The sequence below is a fragment of the Aeromonas sanarellii genome, from assembly GCF_000820085.1.
GTDB lineage: Bacteria > Pseudomonadota > Gammaproteobacteria > Enterobacterales > Aeromonadaceae > Aeromonas > Aeromonas sanarellii.
In genome coordinates, this window is the sequence record NZ_CDBN01000098.1 from 149,343 (window position 1) to 167,695 (window position 18,353).

Sequence of the window (18,353 nt, forward strand, 5' to 3'; positions counted from 1 at the left end):
GCACATGGCGCGCGTGACCCGTCAGGCCGGCCCTATGCGTTCCAGCAGGCTCATGTGGGTTGAACCGTCGTGGCGCTTGAGGTTCTGCCGGTACTCGAACTGGCGCCGGCTCTCCTGCTTCAGACCCAGCATCAGGGAGTAGCACATGGCCAGCATGATCACCGAGAAGGGCAACGCGGCTATGATGCTGGCGGCCTGCAGGGCGGCCAGGCCGCCGGAGACCAGCAGGATGGCCGCCACCAGCCCCTGGCCCAGCCCCCAGATGGCGCGGTGCAGCACGGGAGGATCCTGATCGCCGATGGAGAGCAGCGTCGTAATCACCAGCGTGCCCGAGTCGCTGGAGGTGATGAAGTAGGTGCAGATGAGCAGGGTCAGCACCCCCTTGGCAATCCAGCCGAAGGTCTCCCAATGCAGCAGCTCCACCGTCTTGTAGAGCGCCAGGGTAACGTCCTGGTTGACCGCTTCCACCACGCCGCCGCCACCGAACAGCTCCAGGTTCATGGCCGTGCCGCCGAACACGGTGAGCCAGAGCATGCCGAGCAGGGAGGGCACCAGCAGGACACCGAGCACGAATTCGCGGATGGTGCGCCCCTTGGAGATGCGGGCGATGAACATGCCGACAAAGGGTGCCCAGGCGATCCACCAGCCCCAGTAAAACGCCGTCCAGCTCGACTGCCAGGCCGAGGTGCCGTTGGCCTCTGTGTTGGTCCAGAAACTCAGACGGACGATGTTCTGCAGGTAGTCACCTATGTTCTGCACATAGGCGTTGAGGATGTAAGTGGTGGGCCCCAGCGCCAGGAAGAGCGCGAGCACGAAGACGCTGAGCCAGATATTGAGCTCGGAGAGGATCTTCACCCCGCGCCCGACACCGGAGATGGCCGACAGGGTGGCGATCAGGCTGATGCCGCCGATGAGCCAGAGCTGGTTCACCTGGGATACCTCCATCCCGAACATCTGGTTCAGGCCTGTGTTCATCTGGGAAACCCCGAGGCCGAGGGAGGTCGCCACCCCGAACACGGTGCCGAACACCGCCAGCACGTCGGCGGCATGGCCCCAGAAGCCGTAGATGCGATCCCCGAGGATGGGATAAAGCACAGAGCGGATGGCCAGTGGCAACTTGCGCCGGTAGCTGAAGAAGGCCAGCGACAGGCCGACGATCACATAGATGGCCCAGGGGTGCAGACCCCAGTGGAAGAAGGTGAGGCGCATGGCGATCTGGGCCGCCTCCGGCGTCATCCCTTCGGTGACGAAGGGGTTGCCCTGCAGGTGGTTCATGGGCTCGGCGATGCTCCAGAACACCAGGCCGATCCCCATGCCCGCACTGAACAGCATGGAGAACCAGGCAAAGTAGCCAAACTCCGGTACCTGGTCGTCGTCGCCCAGCCGGATGCTGCCAAAGCGGCTGAACATCAGGTAGACGGCGAAGAACAGGAACAGGGCGACCACCAGGATGTAGTACCACTTGAAACCTGCAATGATTTGATCCTTGGCCCCGGTAAACCAGGTGCCCGCCGTATCCGGATCAAAGACGCCGAACAGCAGGAAGAGGGTCACGACGGTGAGGGCCGTCATGGCCATGGTGGGGTTGAGGCCTTTCAAAAGCCCTTTGGTTGCTCTCATCTGGCCTCCTTTTAGTCGTTGTTGAAGAAGTCTTCGCCCACGTGATCGCCGGCGCCGCCGATGGCGCGATAGACCAGGCGACCGGCGGCCTGCTCACGGTGATCCACCAGGCTGACCGAAGGCTGGCCGTTCACCGCGTGGCGCTTGCCGAGGAAGATGGCCATGGGCACTCCCAGACCTGAGACACCGCTGGTGATCCAGAGGCGGTTGAAGTCGAAAGAACCGCCGATGAACTCCAGCTGGGCCAGGCCGTTGTCGAGGCCGGCGAGGTAGAAGTGCATGGCACTCTCGTCGGGGAAGAGGTGCACCAGCACATAGGCGTAGCGCAACTCATTGACCAACTCCTTTAGACTGAAAGAACCTGTGTTGCTGCAGGAGAGGGGCAACTCCCCATCGTAGTGATGTACCTTGAGGTTGTTGGGGTCCTCGTCATAGGCGGGTTGATAACGCACGAAAGCCGAGGTATCAGGCAGTTCATAGCGCACTCTGACCACGCGAAGGTCGGCAACCAGGGACTTGATATCCAGGTCGTCATTCATGATGTCACTCCTCAAATATCGGGTTTTAATGGGGCTATTGCCTAATAACCTATCACAAAATTAATTAGAGCAGAAATCATTACAGTGAAAACCATATTGACCTGGTGGTGAATTAGGCGGAGAATTTTGCGCCTCTCCACTGCCCTGCGATGACCCAGACCCCATGGAAAAACATGATGAAGTGCTGATCGCCCTGCGCCAGATCATCCGTGCCATCGACATGCACTCCAAGCGCCTGATCAAGGAGGCCGGACTGACGTCGCCGCAGCTCCTGCTGCTCAAGGGGATAGACGAACTGGGCCAGATCTCCATGCGCCAGCTGGCGGATCACACCAACATGAGCCAGGCCACCGCGACCACCATCATGGACCGGCTGGAGAGCCGTCAACTGGTGCAGCGCATTCGCAGCGAAACCGACAAACGCAAGGTCCATGCGACACTCACCGACGCGGGACGCGCCCTGCTGGCCCAGGCCCCCACTCCGCTGCAGGAGAGCTTCATCCAGCGCTTCCAGGCCCTGGAAAACTGGGAGCAGGGGTTGCTGCTCTCCTCCCTGCAGCGCATTTCGGCCATGATGAACGCCGACGGCATCGATGCCGCCCCCGTGCTGAGCGTCCGCCCCCTGACCGAAGAGCGGGCCTGATCGCCAGGCATAAAAAAAGCTCCCATTGGGAGCTTTTTTTATGGGAATCGAGCGAAAGGCTCACTCTTCCAGGCTGATGCCGATGTTGGAGACCCCGTCCTGGGCCGCAAAGGTGCGGATGGCAAGGATCCGATCGCTGTCTCGCTCATGAGCCACCCGCTTGAGCAACTCGACCTGGAACTCCAGCTCGGCCTCCATGTATTCGTGCTCGTAGAGCTCCTCGTCGCTCAGCTCACGACCTTCCAGCATGTCGATGAACCCTGCCACCGTCCCCACGGACGCGTGGCTGGCATCGTTCGCCTCCTCGCCCACCCGGCAGATCACCGAGTTGTAGGCGCAGCCCAGCGCCACGCAGGCATCCAGTGCCGGATAGGCGCCGTAGGATTCAAACTTGCGGGGATCGGGAATATAGACTTCAAACGCCTCCAGAATGGCGCCCAGATTGACGCGGGATCCCTTCACCGTCAGGTAGTTCCACATCTGATCCAGGGCGTGGCGAAACGCCTTCGCATCCCCGAAGCCGGCGGCCTGGGTAAACAGCGCATAGTTGGGGTACATGCGCTCTGCCAGCGCCAGGGTGTAGACCGTCTGCTGCCAGGGCTGCAGCTCGGCCAGTCGCTTATAAAACTTGTCACCAAACACTGGAGTCGGGTCCTTTGCAAAATGTGGGGCAGATTGTAGCCCACGAGGGGCGTGGCGAAAATGAAAAAGCGCCCCACTCGACTTTCTTGCCAGATCAACTGGGGTAAGATGGGGAGAGTACCCCCTTAGCCCTGCCGTAAACACGATAAGGAACAAGAGTATGAGCCAACGTACCCTGCTTCTGCTCAGCCAGGACAACAATCACTATGAACGCCTGCTCAAGGCGGCCCACCTCCCCTATCTGCACATACTGCGGGCCGACAACCAGAACGAGGCCGAGAAACTGATCGGCGAGGCGCACATCCTGATGGCCGAACCGGCCCGCGCCAGGCCGCTGCTGGCCAAGGCTGGCAAGCTCGTCTGGCTGCAATCCACCTATGCCGGAGTCGACGTGCTGCTGGATGCCAGCTGCCGTCGCGACTACCTGCTGACCAATGTCCGCGGCATCTTCGGCCCGCTGATGAGCGAATACGTGTTCGGCCACCTGCTCAGCCTCAGCCGCCAGCTGCCGCTCTATCGGGAGCAACAGCAGCAGACGCTGTGGCAGAGCCACCCCTATCAGGGGCTCAAGGGCAAGACCCTGCTGCTGCTCGGCACCGGCAGCATAGGCCAGCACATCGCCCACACCGGCAAGCACTTCGGCATGACGGTGCTCGGCATCAGCCACAGCGGCCGCGAACGCGCAGGGTTCGATCAGGTGTATCAACTGCCCGCACTCAACAAGATGCTGGCCCAGGCCGATGTCGTCGTCAGCGTGCTGCCGGCAACCCGCGAGACCCGTCACCTGTTCACCGCCGATCGCTTCAACCACTGCAAGCCGGGGGCTATCTTCTTCAACGTCGGCCGGGGCAATGCCGTGCACGAAGGCGACCTGCTGGTGGCATTGCGCAGCGGCAAGCTGGGCACTGCGGTGCTGGACGTGTTCGAGCAGGAGCCCCTGCCCGCCGACAGCCCGCTCTGGCATCAACCCAATCTCGTCATCACCCCCCACAACAGCGCCTACAGCTTCCCGGAAGATGTGGCCCAGATCTTCATCCGCAACTACATCCGCTTCATCGACGGCCAGCAGCTCGATGGCCGGATTGACTTCGACAAGGGTTACTGAGCCCGGTCCATGAAAAAGGCCCCGCCATCATGGCGGGGCCTTTTGCTATCTGGGAAAGAGGGAGGATCAACCCGCCTCCATCTCTTTGCGGTAACTCTTCACCTTGGCGAGGAACTGGCGCTTCTCCTTGCCGCTCAGGGGCTCCGCCATCGGCAGCTTGACCTTCATGGCATCGACCGGCCGGTTGTTGATCCGCACCTCGTAGTGCAGGTGGGCACCGGTGGAGCGGCCCGTGTTGCCGGAGAGCGCTATCTTGTCCCCCATCTTCACCTTCTGGCCCGGTTTCACCAGCAGCTTGCTCAGGTGCAGGTAACGGGTCGTCAGGGTCCGGCCGTGCTTGATCACCACATAGGTACCGGCCAGCGGGTGGCGGGTGGCCTTGAGCACCACGCCGTCCCCGGTGGCCATGACGGCCGTCCCGACCGGCAGCGCGAAGTCGGTGCCCTCGTGGGGACGCACCTGGCCCGTGATGGGATGACGCCGTGCCGGGTTGAAGTTGGAACTGACCCGATAGCGGCTGTGGGTCGGGTAACGGCGGAAACCCCGCTCCAGGCTGTTCGCCTGGCCGTCATAGTAGTTGCCATCCTCAGACAACCAGGCCGACGCCGCCTTGCCCTGGCTGAAGACTTCGACCCCGAGCAGCTGGGTGTTGCCCGTGCTCTTGCCCTCTACCGTCTCCTGGCGCACCAATACCTTGAATTTATCCCCTTTTTTCAGATCCTTAGCGAAGTTCAGGCGCCACTGAAACAGGTTGGCAATCTTCTGGATGTGGTTCGCCGGGATCCCCGCGTTGCGGGCGCTGACGTAGAAGCTGCCGTTGATGACGCCTTCATAACTCTTCTTCTGCCACTCCACCTCTTCGTTGAGCATGTTGGCACTGTAGGTGTCATCGGTGCGCTCCAGTACCAGGGTCTGCTTGATGTTCAGACGGATCTTCAGTTGCTGCAGTATGTTGTCCTGATCGATCAGCAGCTCTATGGTCTGGCCGGGCTTGAGGCGGGCCAGATGGTTCTTGGTGTCCGCATCCAGCACCTTGTAGAGGGTGGTGGTGGACAGGCCCAGGGTGTTGAAGATGGTGGTCAGGTTTTCGCCGTTGCGTACCCGGTAGTCCTGCCATTGGGGCGTGGGATCGGCCGGAATGTCGTCCTCCGGAGCTGCGGCCTCCACCAGCTCGTGATCCGGGATGTCGTTGAAGTCGGTATTGTCTTCGTTGGTTGCGGTGCCCGTGGTGGCGATCGGCAACTCCAGACGCAGTGGCCGCTCCAGGATGTCACCCGGGGCTGGCAATACGGCTACCGCTGACAGCGTCATGGCCGTGAGCAATAGCATGGCGTAAAAGTGTTTGCGGGGAACCGGGGGTTCCCAATTGGCAGCCTGTGCTACCAAGGGACGGAGACGTTTCATCCGCTATCCTGTTATTAGATCTAAGGGTGGTGTTTGTGGGTCTGTTTTTATGATTTTTTATTATGAAAACCGAATATCTGGCTTTTAGACCTAAATACTTACAAAAAGTTCATAGCTACATGCACGAAACTCACATTTTATGCATAACCTTCCAGCATGGGCAGAAATGATCGTCGTTTTTAGCCATTTTTTTCTATTTTTAAGAACCTAGTCCGGTTGTTTGGCGCTCCGGATCCGCAAATGTTGCAAAAACATCACCATGGAGTGGGTATGTCATTGGCAAAATTGTTAAATGTGATCATCCTAATCCTGTTCGCCATCGGTGCCGTCCTGCTGCTCATGCTGGAGATCACCACGGTACGACAATCCATTCTCGACCAGATGTCGGCCAATCTTGAGACCGCCATCACTGCCCTGGGTCTGGTACTCCAGGGCACCCTGCTCAATGATGACAAGGTTCTCGCGGAAACCATCGTCAATGCCATGTTCGACGGCGGCTTCGTCAGCTCGGTGGTCTTGCTGGATCCGGACGGTCAACTGCTGTTCCAGAAGGTCTTCCACACCGCACAACAAAACGTCCCCACCTGGCTTCCCTCGGTTATCGACATGCCCCCGGTCAAGATTGAGCAGGAGTTGACCGATGGCTGGCGCATCCTTGGGACTCTCACGCTGGAAGGGCACGAGGGGTATGCCTACCAGCACCTGTGGAACGCCATCAGCCGTACCGGGCTTGCCCTGCTCGCCGGACTACTGGTCTTTACTCTGGTCATCACCTGGGTATGCCGTCGCCTGCTGCGTCCGCTTGAACAGATCAGCCAGCAACTGACCCAGATCCGCAAACGTCAGTTCAGCGGCAACCTGCCTCTCCCCTGGCTTCGCGAGTTGCAGGAGGTCGCCACCTCCATCAATCAACTGGTGTCCGAACGCAAGCGGGATCTGCTGCAGCAACGGCTCAAAATCACCCAGCTCGGCAGGCTCGACGTCCCCCTGGCTCACCAGAAGCTGACGGGATTGACCGATACCGCAGGTGACATGTACCTGCAGCATTTCGTCTCCACTCAGGGCAACATCAGACTCTACAGCCGGCTCTTGCCCAAGCACCCCCCCACCACGGACAGTTCGCCCGATGAGATCAGGGCCCTGTTCAACGACTTTCTTGTCGAGAAAGCGGAAGGGCTTCAGCTGCCCCTCAGCCTGCTGAACCATCCCGACTGGGCACAGTTCGCCCCCTCTCTGGCCAATGCCAGAGGCAAGACCCTGGACTGGCGCTGGGATCTGGCCAGCCTGCCCCCCCTCGCCGAAGAGCGGCTGACGGCGCTTCAGACCCAGGGGATCGAGATGGCGTTCAGCAATGTCCCGATGAACAACGACAACCTGGCCAGGCTCGATCCCATCAGGCCTGTCTTCATCAGCTGCCAGCTGACCCAGGCTCCCCTCTATTGGAATCTGCTTTCCCAGTGCCTCCATGCTTCCGGCTACACCCTGCTGGCCGAAGCCAGCGAGGTGAGCGACGTAGACACCCTGCGCAACTGGGGCATCGATGGCTACGCCACTCAGGAGGCATCATGAGAACCCCGCTGTTGTTGCTTGCCCTGTTGTGGCAACCCGCTCCACACGCCGCCTCCCTGGCCATCAGCACGGGCGGTGAGCAGGGCATCTATTACCAGGTCATCAAGGAGTTCTGCCGGCTGGCCAACAAGAGTGACCCCACGTTGTCATGCAAGCCGCAAGCCAGTTCAGGTTCCATCGAGAATCTGCGCATACTGCAGGCAGGGGAGACCCCTTATGCCCTCGTCCAGTCCGACTGGCTCTATCAGGCCAGCCAGGGGATCGGGCCGTTCGCCAAGCAACCCCAACCCGAGCTGAGAACCCTCTTCGCCACCCATGCGGAACCTTTCACCATAGTGGTGCGAGCCGATGGCGACATCACCACCCTGGCGCAACTCAAGCTGTCCCCCATCGACATGGGGTTGAAGCACTCGGGCACCCGCCAGACGGCATTGGCCCTGTTCCACGCACTGGGCACCAGAGAGCAGGACCTCGACCTGAAGAGCGTGGCCAATCTCTCCGAGGCGCTGTGCAGCAAGCAGATCGATGCCTATGGCCTGGTGATGGGCCACCCCAACCGGATCGTGCTGGCCACGGCGAAGCGCTGCGCCATCCGCTTCCTGCCGATCGAGGGGGAGACGCGGGAGCGACTGCTCAAGGGGGTCAAGTATTATCAGCGCAGCCAGGTACCCGCTCGTATCTATCCCGGCAACCTCAAGGCAACACCGACCTTCGCCATTGCCGCCACTCTGGTGACCAATGCCGCTACACCAGACGAAGACGTCTATCGTCTGACCAAAGCGATGCTGAGCCAGCAGACCGGTTTCAACGAACAGACATATGGCTATGCCAACCTGTTCCACAAGGCGCGCAACAAGACGGGCCCGGTGCTGAGCGTCCCGCAGCACCCGGGGGCGGCAAGATACTTCGAAGAGTTGAAAAGCGCGGGCAAGCTATAGCTGACGGCGGGGGACGCGCAGGTGCTCGCTGGAGAACCGGCTCTGCATCGAGGTCCACTGGGTCAGGCGATCGGCGCTCCCCGCCAGGGTTCCCTCGCGACGCGACTTCATGACCCAGATGCTCTTGGCATCGAAACTGTAAACGGGTTGCAGATCATTGCGCTGGCTACCCGGCAGGATGCGGCCATTGATGTTGTCGAGCACCAGGGGATCTGACTTGGTGCTCGGGAAATAGAGCGTCACCATGTGAAACTGGTTGTAGCGGATCGCCTTCACATAGGCCAGCCGCAGTTTCTTCTCGTCGACGCCGAGCTCCATCAGGGTGTAGTACTTGGAGATGCTGTAATCCTCGCAATCCCCACCCCGGGCCCCGATGAATTCCAGGGGATTGGCCCAGTAATCCTCGTCACCCCAGAGTCTGGGATCCTCGCTGTAAGTCAGATTGTTGAAGTAGTTGTTGACCAGCTCCAGCTTCTGCTGATCCGTCGTGCCGGCCCTCGGGGTGAGCAGGCGGGAGAAGGCCTCGGCGCGCTGGATCGCCCTGGCACCGTAGACAGCCTGCATTTTTGCCCTCAGATCGGGGCTGGCGATGTGTTCGGAGAGGCGGGATGCCTGCACGCCGACCCCGGATAGGGCCAGCATGCAGATGGGGGCGAACAACCATTTCATGGCAGACACTCCATATCAGATGCTGGAGGTCAGTATAGTTGGCGCTGCCAGCCTCATCGGAAAAGCCGGGAAGAGCTCAACGGCACTGGGCAAAGGCCTCGGCCAGTTGCTGCATGAATTGCAGATAGGCATCCGGGCCGAGCGGCACCTGCTCGCCGACTTCATCCAGCAACAGCACCCTGGCCCCGGTGTTGCGGGCAACCGACTCGATCACCGCTGGCGAGAATTGCGGCTCGGCATAGATGCAGCTCGCCTGCTTCTCTTCCAGCGCCTTGCGGATCTCCACCAGGGTCTTGGCGCCGGGACGACGCTCAGGGCTCACGGTGAAGTGTCCCCTGGAACTCATGCCGTAGTGACGCTCCCAGTAGCCATAAGCCTCGTGGAACACGAAGTAGCCCTTCTCGTTCACCGCCTTCATCTGCTCGGCGATCACCTTGTCCAGGGCATCGACCTTGCCCTTGAAAGTAGCAAGATTGGCGGCATAACGCGTCTGGTTGGCCGGATCCTGCTTGCCAAGCTTGGTCGCGATCGCGGTGGCGATCGCCTTGGCCTGGGCCGGGCCCAGCCAGAGATGGGGATCCACACCTTCGTGATGGTGCCCTTCATGACCATCATCCTGATCACCGTGCTCGTGGGCCTCGTGTTCATGATCGTGGTCGTCGTGGCTCGCCTGGGTTGCGTAGTTGAACAAGGGCATGCCCGGCACCAGAGTCAGGGTCAGTGCATGGGGATGCTTTGCAAGCGGCTTTGCCATGAAGCTTTCCAGCTCGGGGCCTACCCAGACCACCAGATCGGCCTCGTTGATGCTGCGCATATCGGAGGGGCGCAGGGAATAGTCGTGGGGGGAAGCCCCCGTCGGCAGCAATACCTTGGGTTCGCTCACTCCCTCCGTGATGGCCGCCGCGATGAAGCCAAGGGGTTTGATGGTGGTCAGCACCTCGAGGGCACGGACAGGCAGACTCACCGCCAGCAGGGCAGTGATCAGGGCAAGAATTCGCATAGAGGTCTCGTCAGGGAGTGTGTGTGTGATAATATAACAAACCAACGTCGCTGTTATATTATAACTCTCACTGGCTGTAAACCCCGGAGCTGTCATGACCCAACTGGTGGAGCTGAAAGAGGTCTGTCTCTCATTTGACGGACGACTCGTGCTCGACAAGGTCTCCTTTACCCTGAACAAAGGCAAAATCACCACCCTGGTCGGCCCCAACGGAGCGGGCAAGAGCACCCTGAGCAAGCTGGTGCTGGGCTTGCTCAATCCGGACTCGGGCGAAATCATTCGCCGCCGCGATTTGCGGGTCGGTTATGTGCCGCAGCGCCTCTACCTGGACCCCACGCTGCCGCTGACGGTGCGCCGCTTCCTGCAGCTTGGCAAGAACGGCCGCCTCTCCATCGAGGAGGCCCTGGCGCGGGTCGGCGCCCAGGAGTTGCTGGACAACCGGATGCAGAAGCTCTCCGGCGGCGAGATGCAGCGGGTGCTGCTGGCCCGCGCCCTGCTGGTCAAGCCCGAGTTGCTGGTGCTGGACGAACCTGTCCAGGGAGTAGACATCACGGGCCAGATCGAGCTCTACGCCCTCATCGGCCAGCTCGCCGCCGAATTCCACTGCGCCGTGCTGATGGTCTCCCACGACCTGCACCTGGTGATGGCCAGCACCCACGAGGTGATCTGCCTCAATCGCCACGTCTGCTGTCACGGCGAGCCGGAGAGCGTGGCACGCCACCCGGAATTTGCCCGCCTGTTCGGGCGGCCGGAGCAGGAGGTGCTGGCGGTCTACACCCACCATCACCACTGCGATGGCGAGCATCACCACCATGAACCGCAGGCTCCCGTCATCCGCCTGCCCTCCCGCAACCCGTAACGCACGCAACAGGATCATCAAGTGGACAGCTTTCTGTTATACGCCCTCGCGGCCGGCCTCGGCATCGCCCTGCTGGCCGGCCCCCTCGGCAGCTTCGTGGTGTGGCGCAAGATGGCCTATTTTGGCGACACCCTCTCCCACGCCTGCCTGTTCGGCATAGCGCTCGGCATCCTGCTGCAGGTGGACCTCACCCTGGCGGTGGTGGTCTGCTGCCTCGCCATGGCCATGCTGCTGGTGATCATGAGCCGCAACCAGCAGGTCGCCACCGACACCCTGCTCGGCATCCTGGCCCACAGCGCCCTGTCGCTCGGCCTGGTGACCCTGAGCTTCATGGACAACGTGCGGGTGGATCTGATGGCCTACCTGTTCGGCGACCTGCTCTCGGTACAGCCCATGGATCTGCTCTGGATCTACGGCGGCGGCGCCCTGGTGCTGCTCACCCTGTGGCGGCTGTGGGACCCGCTGCTCTCCATGACCATCTCGGAAGAGCTGGCGCGGGTAGAGGGAGTGCGGGTCGATGTGCTGCGCTGCGTGCTGATGCTACTGATAGGTCTGGTCATCGCCGTGGCCATGAAGTTCGTCGGGGCGCTCATCATCACCTCCTTGCTGATCATCCCCGCCGCCACCGCCCGCCGCTTCAGCCAGACCCCGGAGCAGATGGCCGGCCTTGCGGCCCTCATCGGCTGCCTCGCCGTACTCGGCGGGCTGACCCTCTCCTGGTATCAGGACACCCCGGCGGGTCCATCTGTGGTGGTTTGCGCCACCACCTTGTTTGTACTGAGCCAGTTCAAGCGAACGTGAAGATCGATGGCGCTGGTATCACCAGCGCCATCAGCCCCCACAAACCAGGCCAGTCCGTCGTGGTCTGCACCGCCAGCCTCTTCGTACCAAGTCGGTTCAGACGCGCCTGAGGGGCTCGTTTTCTCCGGGCCTCAGGCTCGCCTGCGACTCCTGCCACAACCACTGGCGCAGCCGGCTGATGGCGGGTTCATGGGCGCGCGAGCGCTTGCAGACGAAATAGAAGTTGTCGCCGGTCTCGAGGGCGTGCAGCGGCAGCCGCACCAGGCGAGGGTCCTCCGGCTGCAGCATGTAGTCGTTGATGAGCGCCATCCCCTGGTCCCAGTTCGCCGCCTCCAGCGCCAGCAGGATATGGCTGAAATGGTGCACCCTCGCCTCGGGGGGAATGGTCAGGCCCCCCACCTCGGCCCAGCGCCGCCAGTCCTCCCCCTTCTCCTTGTAGATCGCCTGGATGGAGAGCAGCGGCAACTGCCACAGGGTCGCGGGCCACTCCCCCTCCACCTGCTGCCACAGGCGCCGGCTGCACACCGGCATCAGCCGCTCCCGATAGAGCAGATCGTGCAGGTACCCGGGCCCCTCGGGGGAGACGGTGATGAAGCCATCCGCCACCCTGTCGGAGAGCTCGGGGTCTTCCGCCACCATCTCCAGACTGAGATCCAGCTCGGGGTGGAGCTGGCGCAGTCCGGCCAGGCGGGGGATCAGCCACTTCACCGCAAAGGAGCTGTAGACAGCTAGCCGCACCCGCATCTCGCCGCCGCCGCGCAACTGCTCGCTGCTCTGGGCTATCTGGACCAGCCCGGCGGAGATCCCCTCGAAATAGGTCTCCCCCTGGGGCGTCAGGGAGAGCAGTCGACCCTGGCGCAGCAGCAACCGCTCCCCGAGGAAATCCTCCAGCAGGCGGATCTGGTGGCTGACCGCGCTCTGGCTGACGTTGAGCTCCAGGGCCGCGCGGGAAAAGCTCAGCAGGCGGGCCACCACCTCGAAATATTGAACGGCACGCAGGGGAGGCAGCTTCATTATCCAAAATTCTCATGCATGGTGACTTTTTATCATTTTACTGGATAACGGGCCGCGGGCTACCCTCCCCTCATCTGAATCTGGAGGTGGTATGAATGCAGTCGGAATAGGCATCCTCTATCTGGTGCTGGGCAACATGGTGGCGGTCTTCTCCGATGCACTGGTCAAGGTGCTGGAGCCGGACCAGCCCCTCTTCCAGTTCGTCTTCTTCCGCCAGCTCTCCGCCGCCCTGCTGCTCGCCCCCTGGCTGCTCTGGTCCTGGCGGCACAACCCGCCGGTGGCGCTCAAGTGGCACCTGCTGCGGGCCCACATCTGGGCCATCGGCGTCTGCCTGATGGTGGTCGCCCTCACCCGCCTGCCGCTCGCCACCGCCAACGCCCTCTTCTATGCTGCGCCGCTCCTGATGGTGCCGCTCGCGGTCTGGCTGGCGGGGGAAGCGCTGTCGCGCCAGAAGGTGCTGACTGCGCTGTTCGGCTTCGTCGGCGTGCTCATCGTGCTGCGCCCCACCGAGGTGAACTGGGCCGCCCTTGCGGCCCTGGGGGTGGCGCTCTCCCTGGCGGTCAACAATCTGCTGATCAAGCGGATCCCGCTCCAGCAGCCCATCGCCCAGACCCTGTTCTTCACCAACGTGCTGAGCATGCCCTTCATCCTGGCGCTGGCCTGGTGGGAAGGGGGCGAGTGGCAGTGGCAGATGTGGTGGCCCGCCTTCGGTTCCTCGGCGCTCATCATGGTCTATGCGGGGCTGTGCGTGATGGCCTATCGCAAGGCGGAGGCGAGCAAGATCGCCTCGGCGGAGTACACCGGGCTGCTGATGGCAGTCGCCATCGGGGTCTGGCTGTTTGACGAGCAGCCAGGGCTGCCGCTGCTGCTGGGGTGCCTGTGTATCATACTGCCGCTGGTCGCCATGGCCCGCAGCAAGCCCAAGCCGCAGGCCGAGCCGGCGCTCTAGCCGGCAGGGGCAAGCAGGGGGGCGACCCTCTGCTGCAGATGGGGGATCACGGCCTGCTCGAACCAGGGGTTCTTCCTGAGCCAGAGGGTGTTGCGCGGTGACGGGTGCGGCAGCGGCAACCAGGCCGGGCCAAAGTCCGCCCAGTGTCGCACCGTCTCGGTGAGGGATCCTTTCGCCGCCTCCCGCAGGTAGTAAGCCTGTGCATACTGGCCGATCAGCAGGGTCAGCTCGATGTTGGGCAACAGCATCAGCACCTTGTCGTGCCAGGTGGGGGCGCACTCCGGCCTGGGGGGCAGATCCCCCGACTTGCCCCGGCCCGGGTAACAGAGCCCCATGGGCATGATGGCGATGCGGGATTCGTCGTAGAAGACGCTCTTGTCCACCCCGAGCCACTGGCGCAGCCGATCGCCGGAGGGGTCGTCCCAGGGGATGCCGCTGGCGTGTACCCGGGTGCCGGGGGCCTGGCCGATGATGAGCAGACGGGCGTGCTCGTTGCCGCGGATCACCGGCCTTGGGCCGAGCGGCAGGTGGGCCTCGCACAGGCGGCAGGCCCGGATCTGTTCAAACAGGATATCGAGTCGGTTCATGGACCCGATAGTACCAGAGTTTTCTCCCCGCTCCCGCTTGTGAAAGTGGCGGCGGATACTTATCATGCAGCCGCCATTGTTTAGTTTAATAAACGGAGAGCGATGAAGAACTGGATGGGCACCGGCAGCGCGGCCCTCTCATTCGTGCTGTGGGGCATGCTGCCCCTCTATTACCAGTTCATGCCCGAGGTCAACATGTGGGAGCTGCTCTCCCACCGGGTGCTCTGGTCCGTGGTGCTGCTGGGAGGCCTGTTGCTGCTGCTCGGCCACCGGGTACCCTGGGCGGCCCTGCGCGGCGATCCCCGGCAGCTCGGCCTCGTGCTGCTGGCGGGCCCCGTGATGTCCATCAGCTGGTGCATGTTCACCTGGTGCCTGACCACGGGTCAGGTGCTGGCCACCAGCCTCGCCTTCTTCATGACCCCGCTGTTCAACATCGCCTTTGCGGTGCTCTTCCTGAAAGAGAGGCTCACCCCGCAGAAACACCTGGCGGTGGCGCTCGCCCTGGCGGGGCTCGCCTACATGCTCTTCTCCTACGGCGAGCTGCCCTGGTTCTCCCTCGTGATGGGGGCCAACTTTGCCCTCTACGGCCTCATCAAGAAGAAGGTGAGACTGGACGCCGGCACCAGCCTCTATCTGGAGTCCCTGGTGCAGTTGCCCGTCGCCCTGCTCGTCCTCGGCTGGCTGACCTTGCAGGGCACCAGCCAGTTTATGGCAGGAGACTGGGCCGACAAGCTGCTGCTGATGGGCAGTGCGCCCGCCACCCTGCTGCCGGTGGGGCTGTTCTGCTACGCGGTGACGCGCACCCCCATGAGCACCGTGGGCCTGTTGCAATACATAGAGCCGAGCCTCGCCTTCCTGCTCGCCCTCTTCTGGTTTGGCGAGATCCCGGATCCGGTGAAATCCGTGGGCTTTGCCTTCGTCTGGGCTGGCCTGCTGGTGAGCCTACTGCCCCTGCACCGGCTCGGGGGTCGGCGGGCAAGGTGGCGCACCTCGTGACCCTCGCCACCGACACGCCCTCCCCCTGGTTTGTCTATCTGGTGCGCACCGGCGCCGGGGCACTCTATGCGGGGATCAGCACGGATCCCGAGCGGCGCCTGCGTCAGCACCAGAGCGGCAAGGGGGCCAGAGCCCTGCGCGGCAAGGGGCCCCTGACGCTGGCGTGGCAGCAGGAGGTTCCCGGCAAACGCGAGGCGCTGCGCCTCGAGTACCGCCTCAAGCAGCAGAGCAAGGCGTTCAAGGAGCGCCTGGTGCAAGAGCCGGCGCTGTGGCACGACTGGAGCCTTTCCTGGCTTGCCACCCCGCACACCGAACCCGTGTCGCGCCCATAAAAAGGGCCACTGCAAGCAGTGGCCAAGGAAGGATGCGAGTTCAGGGAGGCTTAACGGTAGGTGTTCGACTGCCTGCGCCTGTTGCCAAGCAGCCAGCACACCACCAGCACCAGCAGCAACCAGGGCGCCAGCTTGATGATGAGGGCAAACATGCCGGCCAGGGCGCCAAACAGCACGAAGACCCCGCTCACCAGCAGCATGGCCAACACGGTGAATCCGGTCAGCGCCATGCCGATCAGCACCAGGATCAAGACGATAAATTCCAGCATGTTGTGCTCCTCACTGGGTTAATGCCGCTGAGTGACTCGGGTCAATCCAGCCAGCGCTTCAATTCACGGCGGGGCGGCATGATCAGCACCGCCAGCAGATAGGCGGCCAGCGCCAGGGGCGGCATCAGGATCAGCGCCAGCAGGGCCGCCACCCGCACCGTCACCCTGGACACCCCCAGCCCGTTGGCGAGGCCGGCGCAGACTCCGGTCAGCTTGCGATGGGCGAGATCCTTGGGCCAGGGTGTCATGATTAGGCCTCCGCCTTGTGGCCTTTTAGACGGGCCAGCTCGCGCTCAATCTCGTCGTTCAGCTCCAGCTCGCGGAACTGGGCCTCGAGGGACGGATTCTGCCCCAGGGTCGCCGCCTCCAGTTGGGCTTCCAGCTGATCGACCCGGTTCTGGAAGCCATCGAAGCGGGCCACCAGCTCGTGCATGCGCTGGTTGTCCACCTGGGCACGGGCACGAATGCGGCTATGGGCGGTCTGCTCGCGCAGGGTCAGCATCTTCTGCTTCTCCCGCGCCTCGGTCAGCTTGGCCGCCAGCCGCTCGCTGTCGGCGGTGAGCTGGGCCAGCACCTCGGCCACCCGCGCCTTGTCCTCTTCCAGCCGCTCGCACTGCTTCATCTCCGCCAGCTTCTCGGTGAGGGCGGCACGGGCGAGATCCTCGCGGCCCTTCTGGATGGCGAGTTCGGCCTTGGCTGTCCACTCCTGGATCCGGTGGCGCAGCGCCTGCTGATGGCGCTCCAGCTGTTTCTGTTCGGCGATGACGCGGGCGGCCTGGGTCCTCATCTCGACCTGGACCTGCTCCATCTCCTCGATCATCAGCCGCAGCATCTTCTCCGGCTCTTCGCTCTTGTCGAGCAGGCTGTGCAGGTTGGCATTGATCACGTCGGTCAGGCGGCTGAATACGCTCATGGTCTGGCTCCTTGTTGATGGGATGTCACTCTCTTTCCATGACATTACAAGAGCCGTGCCAGAATACTTTTTCCTTTTATTACATATAGATGACTCTTGATGACGAGAATTGAAGGGACGCGATATGGCGAAAAAAGCCAACTACATGGTGATTTTCACCAATAAAAAAGGGAGCCAGCGGCTCCCTCTCTCTGCAACCGGGTTCAAGCCGCCGGCCTATGGCCCAGCTTGCCATCCAGCTCCACCAGCTTGGCTTCCATCTTCTCCCGGCAGGTGTCGGACAACTCGCGGATCCCGGCGGCGCCGTGCTCCTTACTGCACAGGGGGGGCAGCATCTCCAGCAGCACCTCGCCGTTGTCCCAGCGGTTCAGATCGATCTGACCGAAGTAGCTGGAGCAGACGATGGGCACCACGGGCACCTCGGCCTGCACTGCGGTATGGAAGGCCCCGGCCTTGAACGGCAGCAGGCCGCGACCCTGGGAGCGGGTCCCTTCCGGGAACATCCAGATGGAGGTGCCGCGATGCTTGATGCGATCCACCACCTGGCCTATGGTGCCGATGGCGCGGGAGCGGTTGGATCTGTCGATCAGCACGTTGCCGGAGAGCCAGAAGATGAGGCCGAAGAAAGGCAGCCACAGCAGGCTCTTCTTGCCCACCGCCACCACGCCGGGGCGCACGGCACCGGTCACGGTGAAGATGTCGTAGTTGCTCTGATGGTTGCAGACGTAGACGGCCGGGCCCACCGACTTGACCTCCTCCGGAATGATCACCCGCACCTTGAGTCCGATCAGCGGGCAGACGGCGTGGTACATGCGGGCAAAGACATAGACGTTGTTGGGGTGGCGCGGGCGCACCAGACAGAGCAACAGGCCGAAGACGAACCAGAAGATGAGCAGCAGGGCCAGCAGCAGCACACGGGCAAGTTTGAGCATCGAACACCTCGGAATTTGACTCGGCGCAGTATACTGGTCCCCCTTTTAGCGAACAAGCGTTCGCCAGACAGAACCGACCAGCCTCGCACGTCCCCCTCCCCTTCCGGCTTGCCCCACCCGCCGTTGGTCGTTAGGATGTGCCCATCTTGATGAACGGGGCGAGCATGATTCACCAACAACGCTGGGCGACACGACTCCTGCTGCTGGTCTGCCTGCTGGTGCTCAATTGCGCGGCCCAGCCGCTGGCCCGACTCGCCCTGCTTGATCACGCCATCAGCTGCCAGGCCCTGCCCTCCTCCGTGACGGCCGACGACCAGGCCGACAAGGCCAGCACCTCCAGCCCCCAGCCCAACGGTTGCCAGCTCAACGGCAAGTGGCTGAGTGCCGCCAGCCTGCTCTGCGTCGAGCAGCTGTTCTTCGCGGTGGCGCTGCTCATCGCCCTGCTGGCGCCGCTCTGGCGCTACACGCCGCCACTGCCGCCGCCACGGGCCGTCTCGCCCCCGGAACGACGACTCCACCTCACCCTCTGTGTCTGGCGGGAATGAGTTCAGCCGCGTTGTTTCGTTAGCTGT

The 18,353-nt window shown here is 62.6% G+C and carries 22 protein-coding genes; 10 read left to right on the forward strand and 12 right to left on the reverse strand.

Annotation, left to right across the window (positions count from 1 at the left end; translation table 11 throughout):
• Positions 1-21: 21 nt before the first annotated feature.
• Both BN1132_RS18990 and BN1132_RS18995 read right to left on the reverse strand, forming a co-directional pair.
• A complete protein-coding gene (locus tag BN1132_RS18990; protein WP_042079367.1) occupies positions 22-1,620 on the reverse strand; it encodes a BCCT family transporter in 1,599 nt (532 codons plus the stop codon).
• Positions 1,621-1,631: 11 nt separating this feature from the next.
• Positions 1,632-2,159: a hypothetical protein gene (locus BN1132_RS18995; protein ID WP_042079368.1), complete on the reverse strand. Its 528-nt coding sequence runs from the start codon at positions 2,157-2,159 to the stop codon at positions 1,632-1,634.
• Positions 2,160-2,322: 163 nt separating this feature from the next.
• Here BN1132_RS18995 and BN1132_RS19000 point away from each other — a divergent pair, with 163 nt between their 5' ends.
• Positions 2,323-2,802 (forward strand): MarR family winged helix-turn-helix transcriptional regulator, encoded by a 480-nt coding sequence (locus BN1132_RS19000; RefSeq protein ID WP_041212322.1) that lies wholly within the window; start codon positions 2,323-2,325, stop codon positions 2,800-2,802.
• Between the two features lie 60 nt (positions 2,803-2,862).
• On the opposite strand, the gene BN1132_RS19005 is transcribed toward BN1132_RS19000, so the two are convergent.
• On the reverse strand, positions 2,863-3,444 hold the full coding sequence (locus BN1132_RS19005; RefSeq protein WP_042079369.1) for a YjaG family protein: 582 nt from the start codon (positions 3,442-3,444) through the stop codon (positions 2,863-2,865).
• 160 nt (positions 3,445-3,604) lie between these two features.
• Between BN1132_RS19005 and BN1132_RS19010 the strand changes: the two genes are divergently transcribed.
• The gene (locus tag BN1132_RS19010; RefSeq protein ID WP_042079370.1) at positions 3,605-4,549 is read left to right on the forward strand and encodes a D-2-hydroxyacid dehydrogenase; all 945 of its coding nucleotides are present in this window, start codon (positions 3,605-3,607) and stop codon (positions 4,547-4,549) included.
• Positions 4,550-4,615: 66 nt separating this feature from the next.
• Here BN1132_RS19010 and mepM read toward each other — a convergent pair whose 3' ends face one another.
• Positions 4,616-5,953 carry a murein DD-endopeptidase MepM gene (gene mepM, locus BN1132_RS19015; protein ID WP_042079371.1) on the reverse strand — a complete coding sequence of 446 codons (1,338 nt, stop codon included), beginning with the start codon at positions 5,951-5,953 and terminating at the stop codon, positions 4,616-4,618.
• 270 nt (positions 5,954-6,223) lie between these two features.
• Between mepM and BN1132_RS19020 the strand changes: the two genes are divergently transcribed.
• Together BN1132_RS19020 and BN1132_RS19025 are read left to right on the forward strand one after the other, a co-directional pair.
• On the forward strand, positions 6,224-7,522 hold the full coding sequence (locus BN1132_RS19020; protein ID WP_042079372.1) for a LapD/MoxY N-terminal periplasmic domain-containing protein: 1,299 nt from the start codon (positions 6,224-6,226) through the stop codon (positions 7,520-7,522).
• Entirely contained in the window at positions 7,519-8,460 is a 942-nt protein-coding gene (locus tag BN1132_RS19025) for a TAXI family TRAP transporter solute-binding subunit (RefSeq protein WP_042079373.1), read from the forward strand. Before BN1132_RS19020 ends, BN1132_RS19025 begins: the two co-directional genes overlap by 4 nt.
• Here BN1132_RS19025 and BN1132_RS19030 read toward each other — a convergent pair.
• Positions 8,455-9,129: a transglutaminase-like cysteine peptidase gene (locus BN1132_RS19030; RefSeq protein ID WP_042079375.1), complete on the reverse strand. Its 675-nt coding sequence runs from the start codon at positions 9,127-9,129 to the stop codon at positions 8,455-8,457. The genes BN1132_RS19025 and BN1132_RS19030 overlap by 6 nt on opposite strands.
• A gap of 76 nt (positions 9,130-9,205) precedes the next feature.
• On the reverse strand, positions 9,206-10,129 hold the full coding sequence (znuA, locus tag BN1132_RS19035; RefSeq protein WP_042079376.1) for a zinc ABC transporter substrate-binding protein ZnuA: 924 nt from the start codon (positions 10,127-10,129) through the stop codon (positions 9,206-9,208).
• Positions 10,130-10,223: 94 nt separating this feature from the next.
• Between znuA and znuC the strand changes: the two genes are divergently transcribed.
• Together znuC and znuB are read left to right on the forward strand one after the other, a co-directional pair.
• A complete protein-coding gene (gene znuC, locus BN1132_RS19040; protein WP_042079377.1) occupies positions 10,224-10,988 on the forward strand; it encodes a zinc ABC transporter ATP-binding protein ZnuC in 765 nt (254 codons plus the stop codon).
• A gap of 21 nt (positions 10,989-11,009) precedes the next feature.
• Complete coding sequence (gene znuB, locus BN1132_RS19045; protein WP_042079378.1) at positions 11,010-11,789, forward strand: zinc ABC transporter permease subunit ZnuB; 780 nt, start codon at positions 11,010-11,012, stop codon at positions 11,787-11,789.
• Between the two features lie 96 nt (positions 11,790-11,885).
• Here the strand turns inward: znuB and BN1132_RS19050 are convergent, their stop codons facing one another.
• The gene (locus tag BN1132_RS19050; protein ID WP_042079379.1) at positions 11,886-12,803 is read right to left on the reverse strand and encodes a LysR substrate-binding domain-containing protein; all 918 of its coding nucleotides are present in this window, start codon (positions 12,801-12,803) and stop codon (positions 11,886-11,888) included.
• 91 nt (positions 12,804-12,894) lie between these two features.
• Between BN1132_RS19050 and BN1132_RS19055 the strand changes: the two genes are divergently transcribed.
• Positions 12,895-13,752: a DMT family transporter gene (locus BN1132_RS19055; RefSeq protein WP_042079380.1), complete on the forward strand. Its 858-nt coding sequence runs from the start codon at positions 12,895-12,897 to the stop codon at positions 13,750-13,752.
• On the opposite strand, the gene BN1132_RS19060 is transcribed toward BN1132_RS19055, so the two are convergent.
• Positions 13,749-14,339: a uracil-DNA glycosylase family protein gene (locus BN1132_RS19060; RefSeq protein ID WP_042079381.1), complete on the reverse strand. Its 591-nt coding sequence runs from the start codon at positions 14,337-14,339 to the stop codon at positions 13,749-13,751. The two genes, BN1132_RS19055 and BN1132_RS19060, sit on opposite strands and share 4 nt — an antisense overlap.
• Positions 14,340-14,441: 102 nt before the next feature.
• Between BN1132_RS19060 and rarD the strand changes: the two genes are divergently transcribed.
• Positions 14,442-15,335, forward strand: a complete 894-nt coding sequence (rarD, locus tag BN1132_RS19065) for an EamA family transporter RarD (RefSeq protein ID WP_042079382.1) — start codon at positions 14,442-14,444, stop codon at positions 15,333-15,335.
• Positions 15,332-15,667, forward strand: a complete 336-nt coding sequence (locus tag BN1132_RS19070; protein WP_084203133.1) for a GIY-YIG nuclease family protein — start codon at positions 15,332-15,334, stop codon at positions 15,665-15,667. Before rarD ends, BN1132_RS19070 begins: the two co-directional genes overlap by 4 nt.
• Positions 15,668-15,717: 50 nt before the next feature.
• Here the strand turns inward: BN1132_RS19070 and pspG are convergent, their stop codons facing one another.
• From pspG to BN1132_RS19090, 4 genes are all read right to left on the reverse strand, one after another.
• Positions 15,718-15,936 carry an envelope stress response protein PspG gene (gene pspG / locus BN1132_RS19075; protein WP_042079384.1) on the reverse strand — a complete coding sequence of 73 codons (219 nt, stop codon included), beginning with the start codon at positions 15,934-15,936 and terminating at the stop codon, positions 15,718-15,720.
• Between the two features lie 41 nt (positions 15,937-15,977).
• Positions 15,978-16,184 (reverse strand): PspC domain-containing protein, encoded by a 207-nt coding sequence (locus BN1132_RS19080; protein ID WP_042079385.1) that lies wholly within the window; start codon positions 16,182-16,184, stop codon positions 15,978-15,980.
• A 2-nt stretch (positions 16,185-16,186) separates the two neighbouring features.
• Positions 16,187-16,849, reverse strand: coding sequence for a phage shock protein PspA (pspA, locus tag BN1132_RS19085; RefSeq protein ID WP_042079386.1), 663 nt, complete (start codon positions 16,847-16,849; stop codon positions 16,187-16,189).
• A 203-nt stretch (positions 16,850-17,052) separates the two neighbouring features.
• On the reverse strand, positions 17,053-17,781 hold the full coding sequence (locus tag BN1132_RS19090) for a 1-acylglycerol-3-phosphate O-acyltransferase (protein WP_042079387.1): 729 nt from the start codon (positions 17,779-17,781) through the stop codon (positions 17,053-17,055).
• A 164-nt stretch (positions 17,782-17,945) separates the two neighbouring features.
• On the opposite strand from BN1132_RS19090, the gene BN1132_RS19095 reads away from it, so the two are divergent.
• Positions 17,946-18,326 carry a hypothetical protein gene (locus BN1132_RS19095; protein WP_042079411.1) on the forward strand — a complete coding sequence of 127 codons (381 nt, stop codon included), beginning with the start codon at positions 17,946-17,948 and terminating at the stop codon, positions 18,324-18,326.
• Positions 18,327-18,353 lie beyond the last annotated feature (27 nt).